This is a genomic window from Micromonospora musae, assembly GCF_003626545.1.
Taxonomy (GTDB): Bacteria; Actinomycetota; Actinomycetes; order Mycobacteriales; family Micromonosporaceae; genus Micromonospora; species Micromonospora musae.
The window spans coordinates 1-15,183 of record NZ_RAZS01000018.1; the positions used below are offsets into that span (position 1 = coordinate 1).

Here is a 15,183-nt window from a genome sequence, read left to right on the forward strand (position 1 = left end):
TCGGCGACACCGAGCCGGTTGGCCTGCTGCAGGTCTGCGACGACGTCGAACCTGACGCCGCCGAAGGCAGCGAGCTGACCTACCTGCACGGCGTCGCCCTCTCGGGGGACACCCCGGTTCCCGACGATCTCGACGCCATCGAGGTCCCGGCCGGCACGTGGGCGGTCTTCCGTACCGCCGGGCCCTATCCGCAGGCGCTGCAGAGCACCTGGGCCGCGACCGCCACCGAGTGGTTCCCCTCCAACCCGTGGCGGCTGCGGCCGGGCCCCTCGATCGTCGCGGTGCTCGACCGTGCGGCTGATTTCAGCACCGCGACCTGCGAGCTGTGGCTGCCTGTCGAACCGATCTGACGTACTGGCTGGTGTCGCCGCACACCCTCGCTGTCGTTTCCGTCACGGCACATGCGGCGCGGTCGACGCGTGGCTGTCCGGTGTCCGGCCCGCTGCCGAAGACGTCGCCGCGGGCGCGACCCCGGCAGCCGACGACGCGGACTTCCGCTACCGACCCCACAGCGTGTTGCGCCGTCGGGCGGCGGGAACAGTCGGGTCCGCGTCAGGCTATTGAAGCCCATGACAGCGACCGCTACCCTCGGTGACGAGCTGCCGCGCCGAGTGATCATGGCCGGAGACGTCGCCGCTCGCTCGCTGCCACTGTCCGGTCAGGGCAGTTCGACCCGCCGCCTGTTAATTCACTTAGACGAGATACGTGAAACTTGCGCTCTTGGTCTCTTCTTCGTCGCCGCGATCCGGTGTGCCCGGCGGTGATCTGCACAGACGTGCCATGTCGTCGGTCCGGACGTCTTCCATCGCGCGACGACCGGACGGGCCGAGCGTGCTGCCGCTTTCCAGTTCACCGGGCGCTGTGGCACCATCGTGGAAACCTTCACCGTGTCTGCCCACCCCACAGGAGCACAGATGTCCACTCGACGCCTGGGCCGCCTGCTCGGCTCCCTCATGCTGCTCGTCGGCTTGGTTGCCCTGCCGGCGCTCGCGATGGATTCTCAAATGCATTTGTCGGACTACAACTGGCAGATGCCGGTGGTGCACTCGCTCCTCCCGTGACGGTGAGTGAGGGCTGATCCGGCAGCGCCGACTCCGGCCAGCTGATTACGGCGAGGGGACGGCAGTGTTACGACAACCATCCCCTCGCCGTAGCACAGAGCACGCATGGCTGATCACCGGGCCACTCGCGCTCTGCGCTGCGGTCTTCTGCACGGCACTCGGTCTCACCGCGCGTCCGGCCATCGGTGCTTGGCCGGTGACGCTGCTGCTGACGGCGGCGATGGTGGCCGCGACGTTGCCCGTCATCAACATCGTCGTACGCCGGCAGGCGCTCGGCGTGACCCTCACCGAGATCCCGCTCGTCCTCGCGCTGCACCTGCTGCCGCCGCTCTCCGTGGTGCTGGCCTACACACTGGCCACACTCATCGTCCAGATCCGGCGCAAACTCGTCCCGGCGAAGTTCTGGTTCAACGTGGCGCTCGCCGCGGCCGCGACGTCGGTGGCCAACCTCGTGCTCGTGGCGCTGCCCGAGACCCAGGGTGTCGGCCCCGGAACGTGGGGCATCCTGCTCGCCGCGGTCGGCACCCACACGCTCGTCACCCTGGCCGCCGTGGTCGCCGTGATCTCGGTGGTTCAGGGCTGGCAGGCGGGGCTGGAACTGGCCCGCTCGGCCCCGCCGACGCTGATCACCGCGGCCATCAACCTCTCCATCGGCCTGCTCATCATCATCGCCTTCGTGACGACGCCCTGGGCGCTGCTGCTCTTCGGCGGGCTCGCCGCCGCGTTTCTGATGGTCTACCGGTCCTACGCACAGTTCCTCCGCCAGCACCGGACCTTGGCCGACATGTACCAACTGACCAAGGCGATCACCGAGAGTGGTCCCGACGGCACGCTGGTCGACACGCTGATCAGCCGGATCCGCAGCCTGATGCAGGCCGAGCACGCCACCCTCTGGATGCCCGCGCAGGGCCGCCACCCCGAGGTGCTGTTGTCCTCACAGGAGGGCAAGCCCGGTCTGCTCGACTCGGCGCCGACGCCGGCGCAGCTGCGGGACGTGGCGGTGGCCAGGAAGGGGACCATCGCCCTGGGCCGGCGTCTCGGCGGCGAGCCCGAACTGCGCGGGATGCTGACGAGGGACCGCGTCAAGGACGTCATCGTGATCCCGCTGCGCTCCGGAAAAGCCGTGATCGGCACCATCGAGGTGGTCAACCGGCTCGGCGACACCAACCACTTCGCGCCGGCCGACATCCCCGTCTTCGAGACGGTGGCGGCGCACGCCGCGGTGGCGTTGGAGAACTCCCGACTGGTCGACCGGCTGCGGCACGACGCGTACCACGACCTGCTCACCAAGCTGCCCAACCGCCGGCGCATCACCAGCGCCCTGGCCGAGTCGGTCAAGATCGGGGCACCCGACGAGGTGGTCGCGCTGCTCCTCTTCGACGTCGGCGGGCTGCGCCAGGTCAACGAGTCGCTGGGGCACGCGGCCGGCGACAAGGTGCTCGCCGAGGTCGCCGCTCGGCTCCGTGCGTCGGCGCCGTCGTCGGCTCTGGTCGGTCGGGCGGGCGGTGACGAGTTCCTGGTGACCATGCGGCTGGAGAGCGTCGAGGCGGCGGTGGAGCTGGCCGCCCGACTGCGTGAGCAGATCCGCGACGAGATGATCTTCGACACGCTCACCCTGGACGTGGACACCGCGGTCGGCGTCGCCGTGCACCCGGATCACGGCAGTGATGCGGCGACGCTGCTGCAACGGGTCGACCTGGCCGCCAACGCGGCGAAGGCGGTGCCGGGCAGTGTCCAGCTCTTCAACCCGGCGTTGGAGTCCCGGTCGCTGCGCCGGCTGGGCCTCGCCGGCGACCTGCGCCGCGCCCTGGACGACGGGAAGCTGGAGGTCTACTTCCAGCCCAAGGTCACGCTCCGGGATCGGCGCCTGGTCGGGGTCGAGTGCCTGGCCCGCTGGGACCATCCGACCCACGGCACGGTGGCCCCGGAGGACTTCGTCGCGGTGGCCGAGCACACCGGCCAGCTCAGCCGCCTCACCGAGCTCGTGCTCCACGAGGGGTTGCGGCGCAGCCGGGACTGGGCCCAGGCCGACCAGCCGCTCTCCGTGGCGGTCAACATCTCCCCACGCTCGCTCACCGACCAGCACTTCCCCGACCGGGTCAGGGAGCTGCTCGACGAGTACGGCGTACCCCCGCAGCGACTCACCCTGGAGATCACCGAAGCCGGGGTCCTCGACGGCACGGAACGACCGATCCCCACGCTCCGCCGGCTGCGCGAGATGGGCGTACGCCTCTCCGTGGACGACTTCGGCACGGGCGACTCCTCCCTGGCGCATCTGCGCCGGCTGCCGATCCACGAGGTGAAGGTCGACCGTTCCTTCGTGCAGGGCATGGCGACCGACCCGGGGGACCTGGCCATCGTCAACGCGGTGGTCACCCTCTCCCAGCAGTTCGGGCTGGCCGTGGTGGCCGAGGGGGTGGAGAGCGAGTTGACCTTGGAGCTGCTCCAGGACATCGGCTGTGAGATCGGGCAGGGCTTCCTCTTCAGTCGCCCGCTGCCGTACGAGCGCCTGGAGGCGTGGTTCGGTGCGCAGGTCGACCCGGAAACGATCTCCACTGGCGAGCTTCCGCGGCTGCGTGTCGTGCCCTGAACTGGGGAAACTCCGCCCCGGGGGATCCGATTTCCCGTGTAGGGCAGGGCCGTGTAGTCTTACCTCTGCGCGCCCCACGGGGAAGATCGCGCAGGCCCCCTTAGCTCAGTCGGCAGAGCGTCTCCATGGTAAGGAGAAGGTCTACGGTTCGATTCCGTAAGGGGGCTCTAGGGTCGCTGGACCCACCACGGCGGTGTAGCTCAGATGGCAGAGCAAGCGGCTCATAATCGCTGTGTCGCCGGTTCAAGTCCGGCCACCGCTACTCTCGTCCTCCGGGGATGATCCCGGCGGTCAGTGAGAGGGGCGCCGTAGGCGCCCACTTTGCATGTCCGCGTCATCAGCGCGTACGCTGATACGCCGTAGTTGTAACCCGTAGCGAGGAAGGCACTCCGCCGTGGCGAAGGCGACCGATGTCCGGCCGAAGATCACTTTGGCGTGTGTGGAGTGCAAGGAGCGCAACTACATCACGCGCAAGAACCGTCGTAACGACCCGGACCGCATCGAGCTGAAGAAGTTCTGCCCCCGGGACGGTCGGCACACGGTCCACCGCGAGACCCGCTGACCTACGGCCGGCACCGTCCGGCCCTTCGAAGCTCCATCCGATCGCCGATCTGACCGGCCGGTGCGGCATCCGCCGCCCCTGCCGCTCGGGTCGGCGATTGTGCTTTACGTGTAGGTTCGCGGGCATGTCCCTGGACCCGTCCTACGTCGGCCGGACGTACCCGCCGACCGCCCCCTATCAGGTGGGCCGAGAGAAGATCCGCGAGTTCGCCACGGCGATCGGCGCCACCGACCCGGCCCATCACGACCCCGACGCCGCCCGCGCGCTCGGCCACCCCGACGTGGTGGCGCCGCCCACCTTTCCCTTCGCGCTGACGATGGCCGCCACCCAGCAGATCGTCGAGGACCCGGCGGTGGGTGTCGACTACAGCCGGGTGGTGCACGGCGACCAGCGGTTCGCGTACACCCGGCCGGTGGTGGCCGGCGACGAGCTGGTCTGCGTCAGCACCATCGAGGACATCACCAACCGGGGCGGGCACGGCTTCCTGACCACCCGTACCGAGATCAGCACCGTCGCCGGCGAGCCGGTCGTCGCGGTCTGGTCCAAGCTCGTCGTACGCGGGGAGGCCTGACATGGAGCTGCCAGCCAGGACGTTCCGGATCACCCGCGCGGACCTGGTCCGCTACGCCGGTGCCTCGGGCGACTTCAACCCGATCCACTGGAGCGACCGGGTCGCCACCAAGGTGGGGCTGCCGGGCGTCATCGCGCACGGCATGTTCACCATGGCCCTGGTCGGTCGTGCGGTGACGGAGTGGGCCGGCTCGCCGGACGCGGTGGTCGACTACGGGGTCCGGTTCACCCGGCCGGTCGTGGTGCCCGACGACGACGAGGGGACCGAGATCGAGGTGACGGCGGTGGTACGCGAGGTCACCGAGGACGGCCTCACCCGGCTCGACGTCACGGCGACCTGCCACGGCGAGAAGGTGCTCTCGCAGGCCCGGGCGACCGTCCGGGCGAGTGTCGACCGGTCGGCCGGACGTCCCTGACCTGGGGCGCCGACGCGCTGTGGGCAGACCGGTTGGGAAAGTCGGCCGGCTACCCGTACACTGGTCCGCCGTGGGGCAAGTGACCCCTGCTCGACCTCTCGTAGGTCGGGTGGGGTGAGCGTTGCCGCACAGGGGTGTAGCTCAATTGGCAGAGCAGCGGTCTCCAAAACCGCAGGCTGCAGGTTCAAGTCCTGTCACCCCTGCGCCTCAGGCCTGACCGTTCCCGTGGGTCGCGCCGCCGTGAGAAGGCGGCGTCCGGCCCGTGGTGGTGGAATCGGCGGGGTGGTTCCGAGGCATCGGGCCACCGGTCGATCCGCCGGCCGCGGCCCGTCGCGGGACGGTTCGGCCCGGCCGGCGTGACCAACGCCGCGTACGCCGCCCGGCGTGCGAACCCGAGATCCCGCGGAGGGCGAAGTGGCCGAGAGCAAGCGGCGCGGCGAGGATGCCGGCGACGATCGTCTGAACGACGAGACCGTCGACGACGTTGCCGGCGACGACGCCACCGACGCGGACGAGCCGGTATCCCGCGGTGGCACCGCGACGCGGTCCCGCGCGAAGGCCGAGTCGGCCGACAGCCGGCCGAAGACCCGGACGGAGACCGACCGCGTGGGCCTGTTCGGCCGCATCGCCCGGTTCTTCCGCGAGGTCGTCGCCGAACTGCGTAAGGTCATCTGGCCGACCCGCAAGGAGTTGCTGACCTACACGGCCGTCGTTGTCACCTTCGTCGCGATTATGTTGACGATCGTGGGTGTGCTGGACTACGGCTTCGCCAAGGGCGTGCTGTGGGTCTTCGGTAACCCCAGCTGACCGGCTGTAACAGCCGATAGTGACGGAAGTGAGCGAGCGTGCCTGAGTACGACGAGACCGCCGGCCCTGCGGACGAGCAGTCCACGGTGGCGACGGCGGCGAACGACGAGTCGGTCGAGGCCGCCAGCGAGCCGGAAATCCCGACCATCGAGGCCCCGGCGGACGAGGAGTTCGACCCGGTCGCCGAGCTGCGCCAGAAGCTGCGCTACGCGCCGGGCGACTGGTACGTGGTGCACTCGTACGCCGGCTACGAGAACAAGGTCAAGACCAACCTCGAGACCCGGATCACCAGCCTCGACATGGAGGACTTCATCTACCAGGTCGAGGTGCCGACCCGGGAAGAGGTCGAGGTCAAGAACGGCAAGCGGTCCCAGGTCCAGGCGAAGGTCTTCCCGGGCTACATCCTCGTCCGGATGGAGCTGACCGCCGAGTCCTACTCCTGCGTGCGCAACACGCCCGGGGTGACCGGCTTCGTGGGGGCCACCGACCGGGCCGACCGGCCCGCGCCGCTCTCCCTCGACGAGGTGCTCAAGTGGCTGGCCCCGGCGGTCGAGACCGAGCAGAAGAAGGCGAAGCCCGAGATCAAGGTTCTCGACTTCGAGGTCGGCGACTCCGTCACCGTCACCGACGGCGCCTTCGCGTCGCTGCCGGCGACGATCAGTGAGATCAACGCCGACCAGCAGAAGCTCAAGGTGCTGGTGTCGATCTTCGGCCGGGAGACGCCGGTCGAGCTGAACTTCAACCAGGTCGCCAAGATCTGAGTCCGGTCGCCGGCGGTGGGGCAGCGTCTCGCCGCCGGCGCGGCCGTTCCCGCTCGACCTCGCCGGACGGGCGGGGTCCGGCCTGCGCTACCCTTGAACGTCGCTGCCTCGCGCCGCGCTGACCGTGCGCGCTCGCAGGGTGGTTGTCGGATGAGCACCAATCCAGTCAAGCCCCAGGAAGAGACATGCCTCCGAAGAAGAAGCTCGTCAAGACGTTCACGCTTCAGCTGCCGGCGGGCCAGGCCACCCCGGCGCCGCCGGTCGGCCCCGCGCTCGGTCAGCACGGCGTGAACATCATGGAGTTCTGCAAGTCCTACAACGCGCAGACCGAGTCCCAGCGGGGCGACATCGTCCCCGCCGAGATCAGCGTGTACGAGGACCGGTCCTTCACCTTCGTGCTGAAGACCCCGCCCGCCGCCCGGCTGCTGATCAAGGCCGCCGGTGTGCAGAAGGGCTCGGGCGTCCCGCACACGGAGAAGGTCGGCTCGGTCAGCCGCGCCCAGGTGCGCGAGATCGCCGAGCGGAAGATGGCCGACCTCAACGCCAACGACCTCGACCAGGCCGAGCGGATCATCGCCGGTACCGCCCGTTCCATGGGCATCACCGTCAACGACTGATCTCGCACAGCTCAACCCGTACGGATCGTGGGAGGGCGCGCGGAAGCGGCCCGCCAGAGACCACAGGAGTAACCAGAACATGCAGCGCAGCAAGAGCTACCGCAAGGCCGCCGAGGTCATCGACCGGTCCAAGCTCTACACCCCCGCCGAGGCCGTGAAGCTGGCCAAGGACACCACCAACGTCAAGTTCGACGCCACGGTCGAGGTCGCGATGCGCCTCGGCGTCGACCCCCGCAAGGCGGACCAGATGGTCCGCGGCACGGTCAACCTGCCGCACGGCACCGGTAAGACCGCCCGCGTGATCGTCTTCGCCGCCGGCGCGAAGGCCGAGGAGGCCGCTGCGGCCGGTGCCGACGAGGTGGGTACCGACGAGCTGGTCGCCCGGATCCAGGAGGGCTGGCTCGACTTCGACGCGGCCATCGCCACCCCGGACCAGATGGCCAAGATCGGCCGGATCGCGCGGATCCTGGGCCCGCGCGGTCTCATGCCGAACCCGAAGACCGGCACGGTGACGATGGACGTCACCAAGGCGGTGCAGGACATCAAGGGCGGCAAGATCACCTTCCGGGTGGACAAGCACTCGAACCTGCACCTGATCATCGGCAAGGCCTCCTTCAGCGAGGCGCAGCTCGTCGACAACTACGCGGCGGTGCTGGACGAGGTGCTGCGGGCCAAGCCGTCCGCCGCCAAGGGCAAGTACCTGAAGAAGGTCATCCTCACCACCACCATGGGCCCGGGCGTCCCGGTCGACCCGAACGTGGTGAAGAACCTCCAGGAGGGCTCGGCCGAGGCCTGAGTTCACCGACACCCGTACGGGGCGCCGCCACAGCTGTGGCGGCGCCCCGTCGCGTATCCGATGTGGCAGGCTCGGCGGCATGCGACTGGAGAACGTCTGGCTCCGGTACCACCGCCGCGGACCGTGGGTGCTGCGGGACGCGGCGATCGGCATCGCCCCCGGCGAGGCCGCGATCGTGCAGGGGCGCAACGGGGCCGGCAAGTCGACCCTCCTCCAGCTCGCGGCCGGCGTGCTACGGCCGACGCGGGGGCGGGTCGTCGAGCGGCCGACCGTGGTCGGCTGGGTTCCGGAGCGGTTCCCCGCCGATCAGCCGTTCGACGTCCACTACTACCTGGTCGCGATGGGCCGGATGGCCGGCCTGACGCCGGTCGAGGCGGGCCGCGCCGTGGATCACTGGACCGAACGCCTCGGCCTCGCCCGGTTCCGCCGGGTCCGGTTGCCCGAGCTGTCGAAGGGGACGGCCCAGAAGGTCGGCCTCGCCCAGGCCATGCTCCGCCCGCCGGGGCTGCTCGTACTCGACGAGCCCTGGGAAGGGCTGGACGCGTCCTCCCGTGAGCTCGTCCCGGAGTTGATCGACGAGGTGCTCGCCGACGGGGGTTCGGTGCTGGTCAGTGACCACCGCGGGGAGACCGTCCGGCTTCCCGGCGCGCGTCGCTGGACCGTCGCGGCGGGCGAGGTGGATGAGGTGGCCCCGACCGAGGGGCAGGCGTACGCGGTGGTCGAGATCGCGGTGCCCGCCGCGCAGGTGGCCGGCACCGTCACCCGGCTGCGCGCCGACGGGCACCGGGTGCTGGGCGTACACCTCGACCGGCTCGGCGCCACCGATGGTGCGGGGCGTGAGACGGCGGCCGCTGAGGGCCGGCCCGGAGACGCGCCGGTGCCGGATCCCGAGCCGCCGGACGTGGCGGTGTCCGGGTCGACGACCGCGTCCACGGCATCGGGCGGGCAGGTGGCTCGATGACCGCCCTGCTCCGGCTCCGGCTGGCCGGGTTCCTGCGTACCGGCCGGGCGGTGGCGCCGCTGCTCGCCGGTCTGGTGGCCCTCGGCATCCTCTACGGCGGCGGTCGGGCCCAGCCGGCGGAGGCGTACGGCGTCTCGGCGGTCGTCCTCTTCCCGGTGCTCGCCTGGCAGACCAAGCTGCTGCTCGACGTGGAGCCGGACGGGCAGCGCCGCCTCGCGCAGGTGGTGGCCGGGGTGCGGCGGGAGCGGTGGGCGGGGTTGCTCGCCGCCGGGCTGGCGGCGTTGGGCACGGTAGTCGTCGCGCTGGTCTTCCCCTGGCTGGTCGGCGGAGTCACCGCCGTGGTGGAGCCGGGTGGCCGGTCCGTGGCCGTCGGCATCGTGCTCGGGATCTGGGCGCACCTGCTGGCCGTCCCTCCGGCGGTGCTGCTCGGTGCGCTGGCCAGCCGCGCCTGTACGGGCAGCGCCGGGTACGGCGTCGCCGTGCTCGCGCTCGGCGGCGTCGGCGCGATCGTCCTCGGGCTGAGCGGCTCGGCGGTGCCCTGGCTGGTGCCGCCGATCATGGCCACCGCCCGGGCCACCACCGGCGCACTCACCGCACCGACCGCGGCGCTGCTCACCTGCTGGGCGGCGGCCTGGAGTGCGGTGGTGCTGGCCGGCTACCTGTGGTGGCGCCGGTCGCGGGCGTGAGGCGGGACTGATCCCGGCGGCCGTGTCGGTGCCGGCCCACCGGGCGTGAGCTGGCACACATGCGGGAGGCGATTTGCTGCTCGCGTCACGCGTCGCGTAACCTTGCTGCGAAGTACCACCCAGAGACCGCTGGTCACCGTGCCCCGGCACGGTCGAAGGTTCCGCGACGACGGGCGACCCGCGCAGGGCGGCAAGCGAAAATCGGCAGTGCAGCACGGTCCGCCGACTGTGCCCGCCTCCGCCGGACCTCGCCCCGTGCGCCCTGCGCCGGGGCTTTTCTCGTTGTCGCGCTTCCTGAGCTGCCGTCGTGAGCATCCGTTCCCGACGGCGACCAGCCTCGAGCACGAGAGAGGAGGGACATGGCGGACAAGCCGATCCGGGCCGACAAGGCCACGGCCGTCGCCGAGCTGACCGAGAGCTTCCGCAACGCGGGCGCCACGGTGCTCACCGAGTACCGCGGTCTGACGGTTTCCCAGCTCACCCAGCTGCGGCGCACGCTCGGCAAGGAGACCAGCTACACGGTCGCGAAGAACACGCTGGCCAAGCGTGCCGCGACCGAGGCCGGTATCTCCGGGCTCGACGAGCTGTTCACCGGTCCTACCGCGCTGACTTTCGTTTCGGGCGACGTCGTCGAGGCGGCGAAGGGGCTTCGCGAGTTCGCGAAGGCCAACCCGAAGCTCGTCATCAAGGGCGGTGTCTTCGAGGGCAAGGCCATTTCCGCGGCCGAGGTCACGAAGCTCGCCGACCTGGAGTCCCGCGAGGTGCTGCTGGCCAAGCTGGCCGGCGCGATGAAGGGCAACCTGAGCAAGGCCGCGGCCCTGTTCCAGGCCCCGCTGTCGAAGACCGCCCGCCTGGCGGCCGCACTGCAGGACAAGCGCGAGAAGGAGGGCGCCGAGGCGGCCTGAGGCCCCCCGGCGCACCTGGTTCAGTCTTAGACACACCAAATGGAAAGGACGCCAGACATGGCGAAGCTCAGCACCGACGAGCTGCTCGACGCGTTCAAGGAGATGACGCTGATCGAGCTCTCCGAGTTCGTGAAGCAGTTCGAGGAGACCTTCGAGGTCACCGCCGCCGCTCCGGTCGCGATTGCCCAGGGTGGCGGTGGCGGCGGTGCCGCTGCTGCCCCGGTCGAGGAGGAGAAGGACGAGTTCGACGTCATCCTCGACGCCGACGGTGGCAAGAAGATCCAGGTCATCAAGGTCGTGCGTGAGCTGACCGGCCTGGGCCTCAAGGAGGCCAAGGACCTGGTCGAGGCCGCGCCGAAGCCGGTCCTGGAGAAGGTCAACAAGGAGACCGCCGACAAGGCCAAGGCCAAGCTCGAGGGCGAGGGCGCCAAGGTCACCCTCAAGTGACCTGAGCACCACCTTGCGCGTCCGGTTCACGTGAGCCGGGGCACATCTCGCGCTACGACGGGCGGCGATCCGGCATCGGGTCGCCGCCCGCGGTGTTGGACCAGTGTCGGCAACGGGCGTGAGCAGGGCGTCCGTTCGTACGACGTGGTGCGGTGGTGGCGGACGGCGTGGCCGGGCCGGTGGGAAAGACGCGGCGAGCCGGAGACCGGCCCTTGACGCGGCCCCGGGCTGACAGGCACGCTGACACCAGCAAGACCTTCCGCGCTTGCGACGGCCACCAGGCGGGTATTGGAGCGGCGGCACCATCGGCCGCGACACCCGAGCGGCCCGACAGGAACATTGCGTTCCGAGCGGCCCGGTTGTCCCGGTTTCCGGGGCCCCGGAGCACGTTCCGCAATCTCCTGGCGGGGTGGGCTGGACAGCGGTTAGCCTCTCGGCTACACTGCTAGTTTGCGCTGCCTTCCGACTAGACCCCTGCTCGGAAATGTCCGTTTGCGGATATTTCTGGCGGGGTCATTGGAGTGCACGCGTACCAGCCGTTCTGCAGCACAGGTCCTCGGAAGGACGCATCTTGGCAGCTTCCCGCCCTGCGAAGACCAGTCGTACGTCGAGCGCTTTCGCTCCCCGCCGAGTTTCTTTCGGCAGGATCACCGAACACCTCGAGGTCCCCAACCTCCTCGCCATCCAGACCGAGTCCTTCGACTGGCTGGTTGGCAACGAGGCTTGGCAGGGCCGGTCGGCGGACGACCCGCACGCACGCTCGGGTCTCGCGGAGATCCTCGACGAGATCAGTCCCATTGAGGACTTCTCCGGCACCATGTCGCTCTCCTTCTCCGCTCCGCGCTTCGACGAGGTCAAGGCCTCGATCGAGGAGTGCAAGGAGAAGGACCTCACCTACTGCGCGCCGCTCTTCGTGACCGCGGAGTTCACCAACAACACCACTGGCGAGATCAAGAGCCAGACGGTGTTCATGGGTGACTTCCCGATGATGACGCCGAAGGGCACCTTCATCATCAACGGCACCGAGCGTGTCGTGGTGAGCCAGCTCGTCCGGTCCCCGGGCGTGTACTTCGACAAGCAGCCGGACAAGACCTCCGACCGCGACCTCTCCAGCGTCAAGGTCATCCCGAGCCGGGGTGCCTGGCTGGAGTTCGACATCGACAAGCGTGACACGGTCGGCGTCCGTATCGACCGTAAGCGCCGGCAGGCCGTCACGGTCTTGCTCAAGGCCATCGGATGGTCGAACGAGCAGATCCGTGAGCGGTTCGGCTGGTCCGAGCTGATGATGACCACGCTCGAGAAGGACCACATCGCCGGCCAGGACGAGGCGCTACTCGACATCTACCGGAAGCTGCGCCCTGGCGAGCCGCCGACCCGCGAGAACGCGCAGACCCTGCTCGACAACCTCTTCTTCAACCCGAAGCGGTACGACGTCGCCAAGGTCGGCCGGTACAAGTTCAACAAGAAGCTCGAAGTCGACGTGCCGATCACCACCGGCACGCTGACCGAGGACGACATCGTCGCCACCGTGGAGTACCTCTGCCGGCTGCACGCCGGTGAGGAGGGCTACGAGGCCGACGACATCGACCACTTCGGCAACCGGCGCCTGCGCACGGTCGGCGAGCTGATCCAGAACCAGGTCCGCGTCGGCCTCTCCCGCATGGAGCGGGTCGTCCGCGAGCGGATGACCACCCAGGACGTCGAGGCGATCACGCCGCAGACCCTGATCAACATCCGCCCGGTCGTGGCGGCGATCAAGGAGTTCTTCGGCACGTCGCAGCTGTCCCAGTTCATGGACCAGACCAACCCGCTGGCGGGCCTGACCCACCGGCGCCGGCTGAGCGCGCTCGGCCCGGGTGGTCTGTCCCGGGAGCGGGCCGGCTTCGAGGTCCGTGACGTGCACCCGTCCCACTACGGCCGGATGTGCCCGATCGAGACGCCGGAAGGCCCGAACATCGGTCTGATCGGCGCGCTCTCCACCTTCGCCCGGGTCAACCCGTTCGGCTTCATCGAGACGCCGTACCGGAAGGTCGTCGACGGTCGGGTCACCGACCAGGTCGACTACCTGACCGCGGACGAGGAGGACCGGTACGTCAAGGCGCAGGCCAACGCGCCGCTGAAGGCCGACGGTTCGTTCGCCGAGGACCGCGTCCTGGTCCGCCGTAAGGGCGGTGAGACCGAGGACGTCGCGCCGGGCGCCGTGGATTACATGGACGTCTCGCCGCGGCAGATGGTCTCGGTCGCGACGGCGATGATCCCGTTCCTCGAGCATGACGACGCCAACCGCGCGCTCATGGGCGCGAACATGCAGCGCCAGGCGGTGCCGCTGGTCAAGGCCGAGTCGCCGCTGGTCGGTACGGGCATGGAGTACCGGGCCGCCGTCGACGCCGGTGACGTGGTGGTCGCCGAGGTCGGTGGCGTGATCGAGGATCTCTGCGCCGACTACATCACCGTCCACCAGGACGACGGCCACCGCCGGACGTACCTGCTGCACAAGTTCCGCCGCTCCAACGCCGGCTCCTGTGTGAACCAGAAGCCGGTGGTCTTCGAGGGCGACCGCGTCGAGGCCGGCCAGGTCATCGCCGACGGTCCGTGCACCGACGAGGGCGAGATGGCGCTCGGGCGCAACCTGCTCGTGGCGTTCATGACCTGGGAGGGGCACAACTACGAGGACGCGATCATCCTGTCGCAGCGCCTCGTGCAGCAGGACGTGCTCACCTCGATCCACATCGAGGAGCACGAGGTCGACGCCCGGGATACCAAGCTCGGCCCGGAGGAGATCACCCGCGACATCCCGAACGTCAGCGAGGAGATGCTCGCGGACCTCGACGAGCGCGGCATCATCCGGATCGGCGCCGAGGTCGTCCCCGGCGACATCCTGGTCGGCAAGGTCACTCCGAAGGGTGAGACCGAGCTGACCCCGGAGGAGCGGCTGCTCCGCGCGATCTTCGGTGAGAAGGCGCGTGAGGTTCGGGACACCTCGCTGAAGGTGCCGCACGGTGAGACCGGCACGGTCATCGGCGTGCGTACCTTCTCCCGGGAGGACGGCGACGAGCTGCCCCCGGGCGTCAACGAGCTGGTCCGGGTCTACGTCGCCCAGAAGCGGAAGATCCAGGACGGCGACAAGCTCGCCGGCCGTCACGGCAACAAGGGCGTCATCTCCAAGATCCTTCCGGTCGAGGACATGCCGTTCCTCGAGGACGGCACCCCGGTCGACATCGTGCTCAACCCGCTCGGTGTGCCGAGCCGGATGAACATCGGCCAGGTGCTGGAGACGCACCTCGGCTGGGTGGCCAAGACCGGCTGGAAGGTCGAGGGCGAGGACGCGGAGTGGAAGCGTCAGCTCAAGGCGATCGGCGCTGACGAGTCCGAGGGGGACACCAATGTGGCCACCCCGGTCTTCGACGGTGCCCGCGAGGAGGAGATCTCCGGTCTGCTCGAGTCGACCCTGCCCAACCGGGACGGCAAGCAGCTGATCGGGCGCAGCGGCAAGGCGCGCCTCTTCGACGGCCGTTCCGGCGAGCCGATCCCGGACGCCATCGCGGTCGGCTACGTCTACATCCTGAAGCTCAACCACCTGGTCGACGACAAGATCCACGCTCGGTCGACCGGTCCGTACTCGATGATCACGCAGCAGCCGCTGGGTGGTAAGGCGCAGTTCGGTGGTCAGCGCTTCGGTGAGATGGAGTGCTGGGCGATGCAGGCGTACGGCGCCGCGTACGCCCTGCAGGAGCTGCTGACGATCAAGTCCGACGACGTTCTCGGCCGGGTGAAGGTCTACGAGGCCATCGTCAAGGGCGAGAACATCCCGGAGCCGGGCATCCCGGAGTCGTTCAAGGTGCTGCTCAAGGAGCTGCAGTCGCTCTGCCTCAACGTAGAGGTGCTCTCCAGCGACGGCGTGGCCCTCGAGATGCGCGAGACCGACGACGAGGTGTTCCGGGCCGCCGAGGAGCTGGGCATCGACCTGTCCCGGCGCGAGCCGAGCTCGGTCGAGGAAGTGTGAC

The 15,183-nt window shown here is 69.5% G+C and carries 15 protein-coding genes and 3 tRNA genes; all 18 read left to right on the forward strand.

Annotated elements, in window-relative coordinates:
* Positions 1 to 350 (forward strand): GyrI-like domain-containing protein (locus D7147_RS31255; RefSeq protein WP_147437479.1); only part of this gene is annotated, 350 nt, incomplete at its 5' end.
* Positions 351 to 914: 564 nt separating this feature from the next.
* On the forward strand, positions 915 to 1,061 hold the full coding sequence (locus tag D7147_RS32545) for a hypothetical protein (protein ID WP_158609411.1): 147 nt from the start codon (positions 915 to 917) through the stop codon (positions 1,059 to 1,061).
* A 64-nt stretch (positions 1,062 to 1,125) separates the two neighbouring features.
* Complete coding sequence (locus D7147_RS31260) at positions 1,126 to 3,651, forward strand: putative bifunctional diguanylate cyclase/phosphodiesterase (RefSeq protein WP_233563605.1); 2,526 nt, start codon at positions 1,126 to 1,128, stop codon at positions 3,649 to 3,651.
* Between the two features lie 94 nt (positions 3,652 to 3,745).
* Positions 3,746 to 3,818 (forward strand) — tRNA-Thr (locus D7147_RS31265).
* Positions 3,819 to 3,840: 22 nt separating this feature from the next.
* Positions 3,841 to 3,913 (forward strand) — tRNA-Met (locus D7147_RS31270).
* Positions 3,914 to 4,045: 132 nt separating this feature from the next.
* The gene (gene rpmG / locus D7147_RS31275) at positions 4,046 to 4,213 is read left to right on the forward strand and encodes a 50S ribosomal protein L33 (protein ID WP_007073056.1); all 168 of its coding nucleotides are present in this window, start codon (positions 4,046 to 4,048) and stop codon (positions 4,211 to 4,213) included.
* Positions 4,214 to 4,337: 124 nt separating this feature from the next.
* Complete coding sequence (locus D7147_RS31280) at positions 4,338 to 4,784, forward strand: MaoC family dehydratase N-terminal domain-containing protein (protein ID WP_120684219.1); 447 nt, start codon at positions 4,338 to 4,340, stop codon at positions 4,782 to 4,784.
* A gap of 1 nt (position 4,785) precedes the next feature.
* Positions 4,786 to 5,199, forward strand: coding sequence for a MaoC family dehydratase (locus D7147_RS31285; RefSeq protein ID WP_120684221.1), 414 nt, complete (start codon positions 4,786 to 4,788; stop codon positions 5,197 to 5,199).
* A 130-nt stretch (positions 5,200 to 5,329) separates the two neighbouring features.
* Positions 5,330 to 5,402 (forward strand) — tRNA-Trp (locus D7147_RS31290).
* A 211-nt stretch (positions 5,403 to 5,613) separates the two neighbouring features.
* Positions 5,614 to 6,006 carry a preprotein translocase subunit SecE gene (gene secE / locus D7147_RS31295; RefSeq protein WP_120684223.1) on the forward strand — a complete coding sequence of 131 codons (393 nt, stop codon included), beginning with the start codon at positions 5,614 to 5,616 and terminating at the stop codon, positions 6,004 to 6,006.
* A gap of 38 nt (positions 6,007 to 6,044) precedes the next feature.
* Positions 6,045 to 6,767, forward strand: a complete 723-nt coding sequence (gene nusG / locus D7147_RS31300; protein WP_120684225.1) for a transcription termination/antitermination protein NusG — start codon at positions 6,045 to 6,047, stop codon at positions 6,765 to 6,767.
* Between the two features lie 185 nt (positions 6,768 to 6,952).
* Positions 6,953 to 7,384, forward strand: coding sequence for a 50S ribosomal protein L11 (rplK, locus tag D7147_RS31305; protein WP_120684227.1), 432 nt, complete (start codon positions 6,953 to 6,955; stop codon positions 7,382 to 7,384).
* A gap of 79 nt (positions 7,385 to 7,463) precedes the next feature.
* Positions 7,464 to 8,180: a 50S ribosomal protein L1 gene (gene rplA / locus D7147_RS31310; protein ID WP_120684230.1), complete on the forward strand. Its 717-nt coding sequence runs from the start codon at positions 7,464 to 7,466 to the stop codon at positions 8,178 to 8,180.
* Between the two features lie 79 nt (positions 8,181 to 8,259).
* Entirely contained in the window at positions 8,260 to 9,141 is an 882-nt protein-coding gene (locus D7147_RS31315) for an ABC transporter ATP-binding protein (protein ID WP_120684232.1), read from the forward strand.
* Positions 9,138 to 9,827: a hypothetical protein gene (locus D7147_RS31320; protein WP_120684234.1), complete on the forward strand. Its 690-nt coding sequence runs from the start codon at positions 9,138 to 9,140 to the stop codon at positions 9,825 to 9,827. The genes D7147_RS31315 and D7147_RS31320 overlap by 4 nt, the downstream gene beginning before the upstream one ends.
* 359 nt (positions 9,828 to 10,186) lie before the next feature.
* On the forward strand, positions 10,187 to 10,732 hold the full coding sequence (gene rplJ, locus D7147_RS31325) for a 50S ribosomal protein L10 (protein WP_120684236.1): 546 nt from the start codon (positions 10,187 to 10,189) through the stop codon (positions 10,730 to 10,732).
* A gap of 57 nt (positions 10,733 to 10,789) precedes the next feature.
* Positions 10,790 to 11,179: a 50S ribosomal protein L7/L12 gene (gene rplL / locus D7147_RS31330; RefSeq protein ID WP_120684238.1), complete on the forward strand. Its 390-nt coding sequence runs from the start codon at positions 10,790 to 10,792 to the stop codon at positions 11,177 to 11,179.
* A gap of 571 nt (positions 11,180 to 11,750) precedes the next feature.
* Entirely contained in the window at positions 11,751 to 15,182 is a 3,432-nt protein-coding gene (rpoB, locus tag D7147_RS31335) for a DNA-directed RNA polymerase subunit beta (RefSeq protein WP_120684240.1), read from the forward strand.
* Position 15,183: the final 1 nt, after the last annotated feature.

What these genes read in the sequence shown, in the direction of transcription:
- D7147_RS32545 (WP_158609411.1), top strand. Translation starts at nt 915, where the DNA reads ATGTCCACTCGACGCCTGGGCCGCCTGCTCGGCTCCCTCATGCTGCTC.
- D7147_RS31280 (WP_120684219.1), top strand. Translation starts at nt 4,338, where the DNA reads ATGTCCCTGGACCCGTCCTACGTCGGCCGGACGTACCCGCCGACCGCC.
- D7147_RS31285 (WP_120684221.1), top strand. Translation starts at nt 4,786, where the DNA reads ATGGAGCTGCCAGCCAGGACGTTCCGGATCACCCGCGCGGACCTGGTC.
- rplK (WP_120684227.1), top strand. Translation starts at nt 6,953, where the DNA reads ATGCCTCCGAAGAAGAAGCTCGTCAAGACGTTCACGCTTCAGCTGCCG.
- rplA (WP_120684230.1), top strand. Translation starts at nt 7,464, where the DNA reads ATGCAGCGCAGCAAGAGCTACCGCAAGGCCGCCGAGGTCATCGACCGG.
- D7147_RS31315 (WP_120684232.1), top strand. Translation starts at nt 8,260, where the DNA reads ATGCGACTGGAGAACGTCTGGCTCCGGTACCACCGCCGCGGACCGTGG.
- D7147_RS31320 (WP_120684234.1), top strand. Translation starts at nt 9,138, where the DNA reads ATGACCGCCCTGCTCCGGCTCCGGCTGGCCGGGTTCCTGCGTACCGGC.
- rplJ (WP_120684236.1), top strand. Translation starts at nt 10,187, where the DNA reads ATGGCGGACAAGCCGATCCGGGCCGACAAGGCCACGGCCGTCGCCGAG.
- rplL (WP_120684238.1), top strand. Translation starts at nt 10,790, where the DNA reads ATGGCGAAGCTCAGCACCGACGAGCTGCTCGACGCGTTCAAGGAGATG.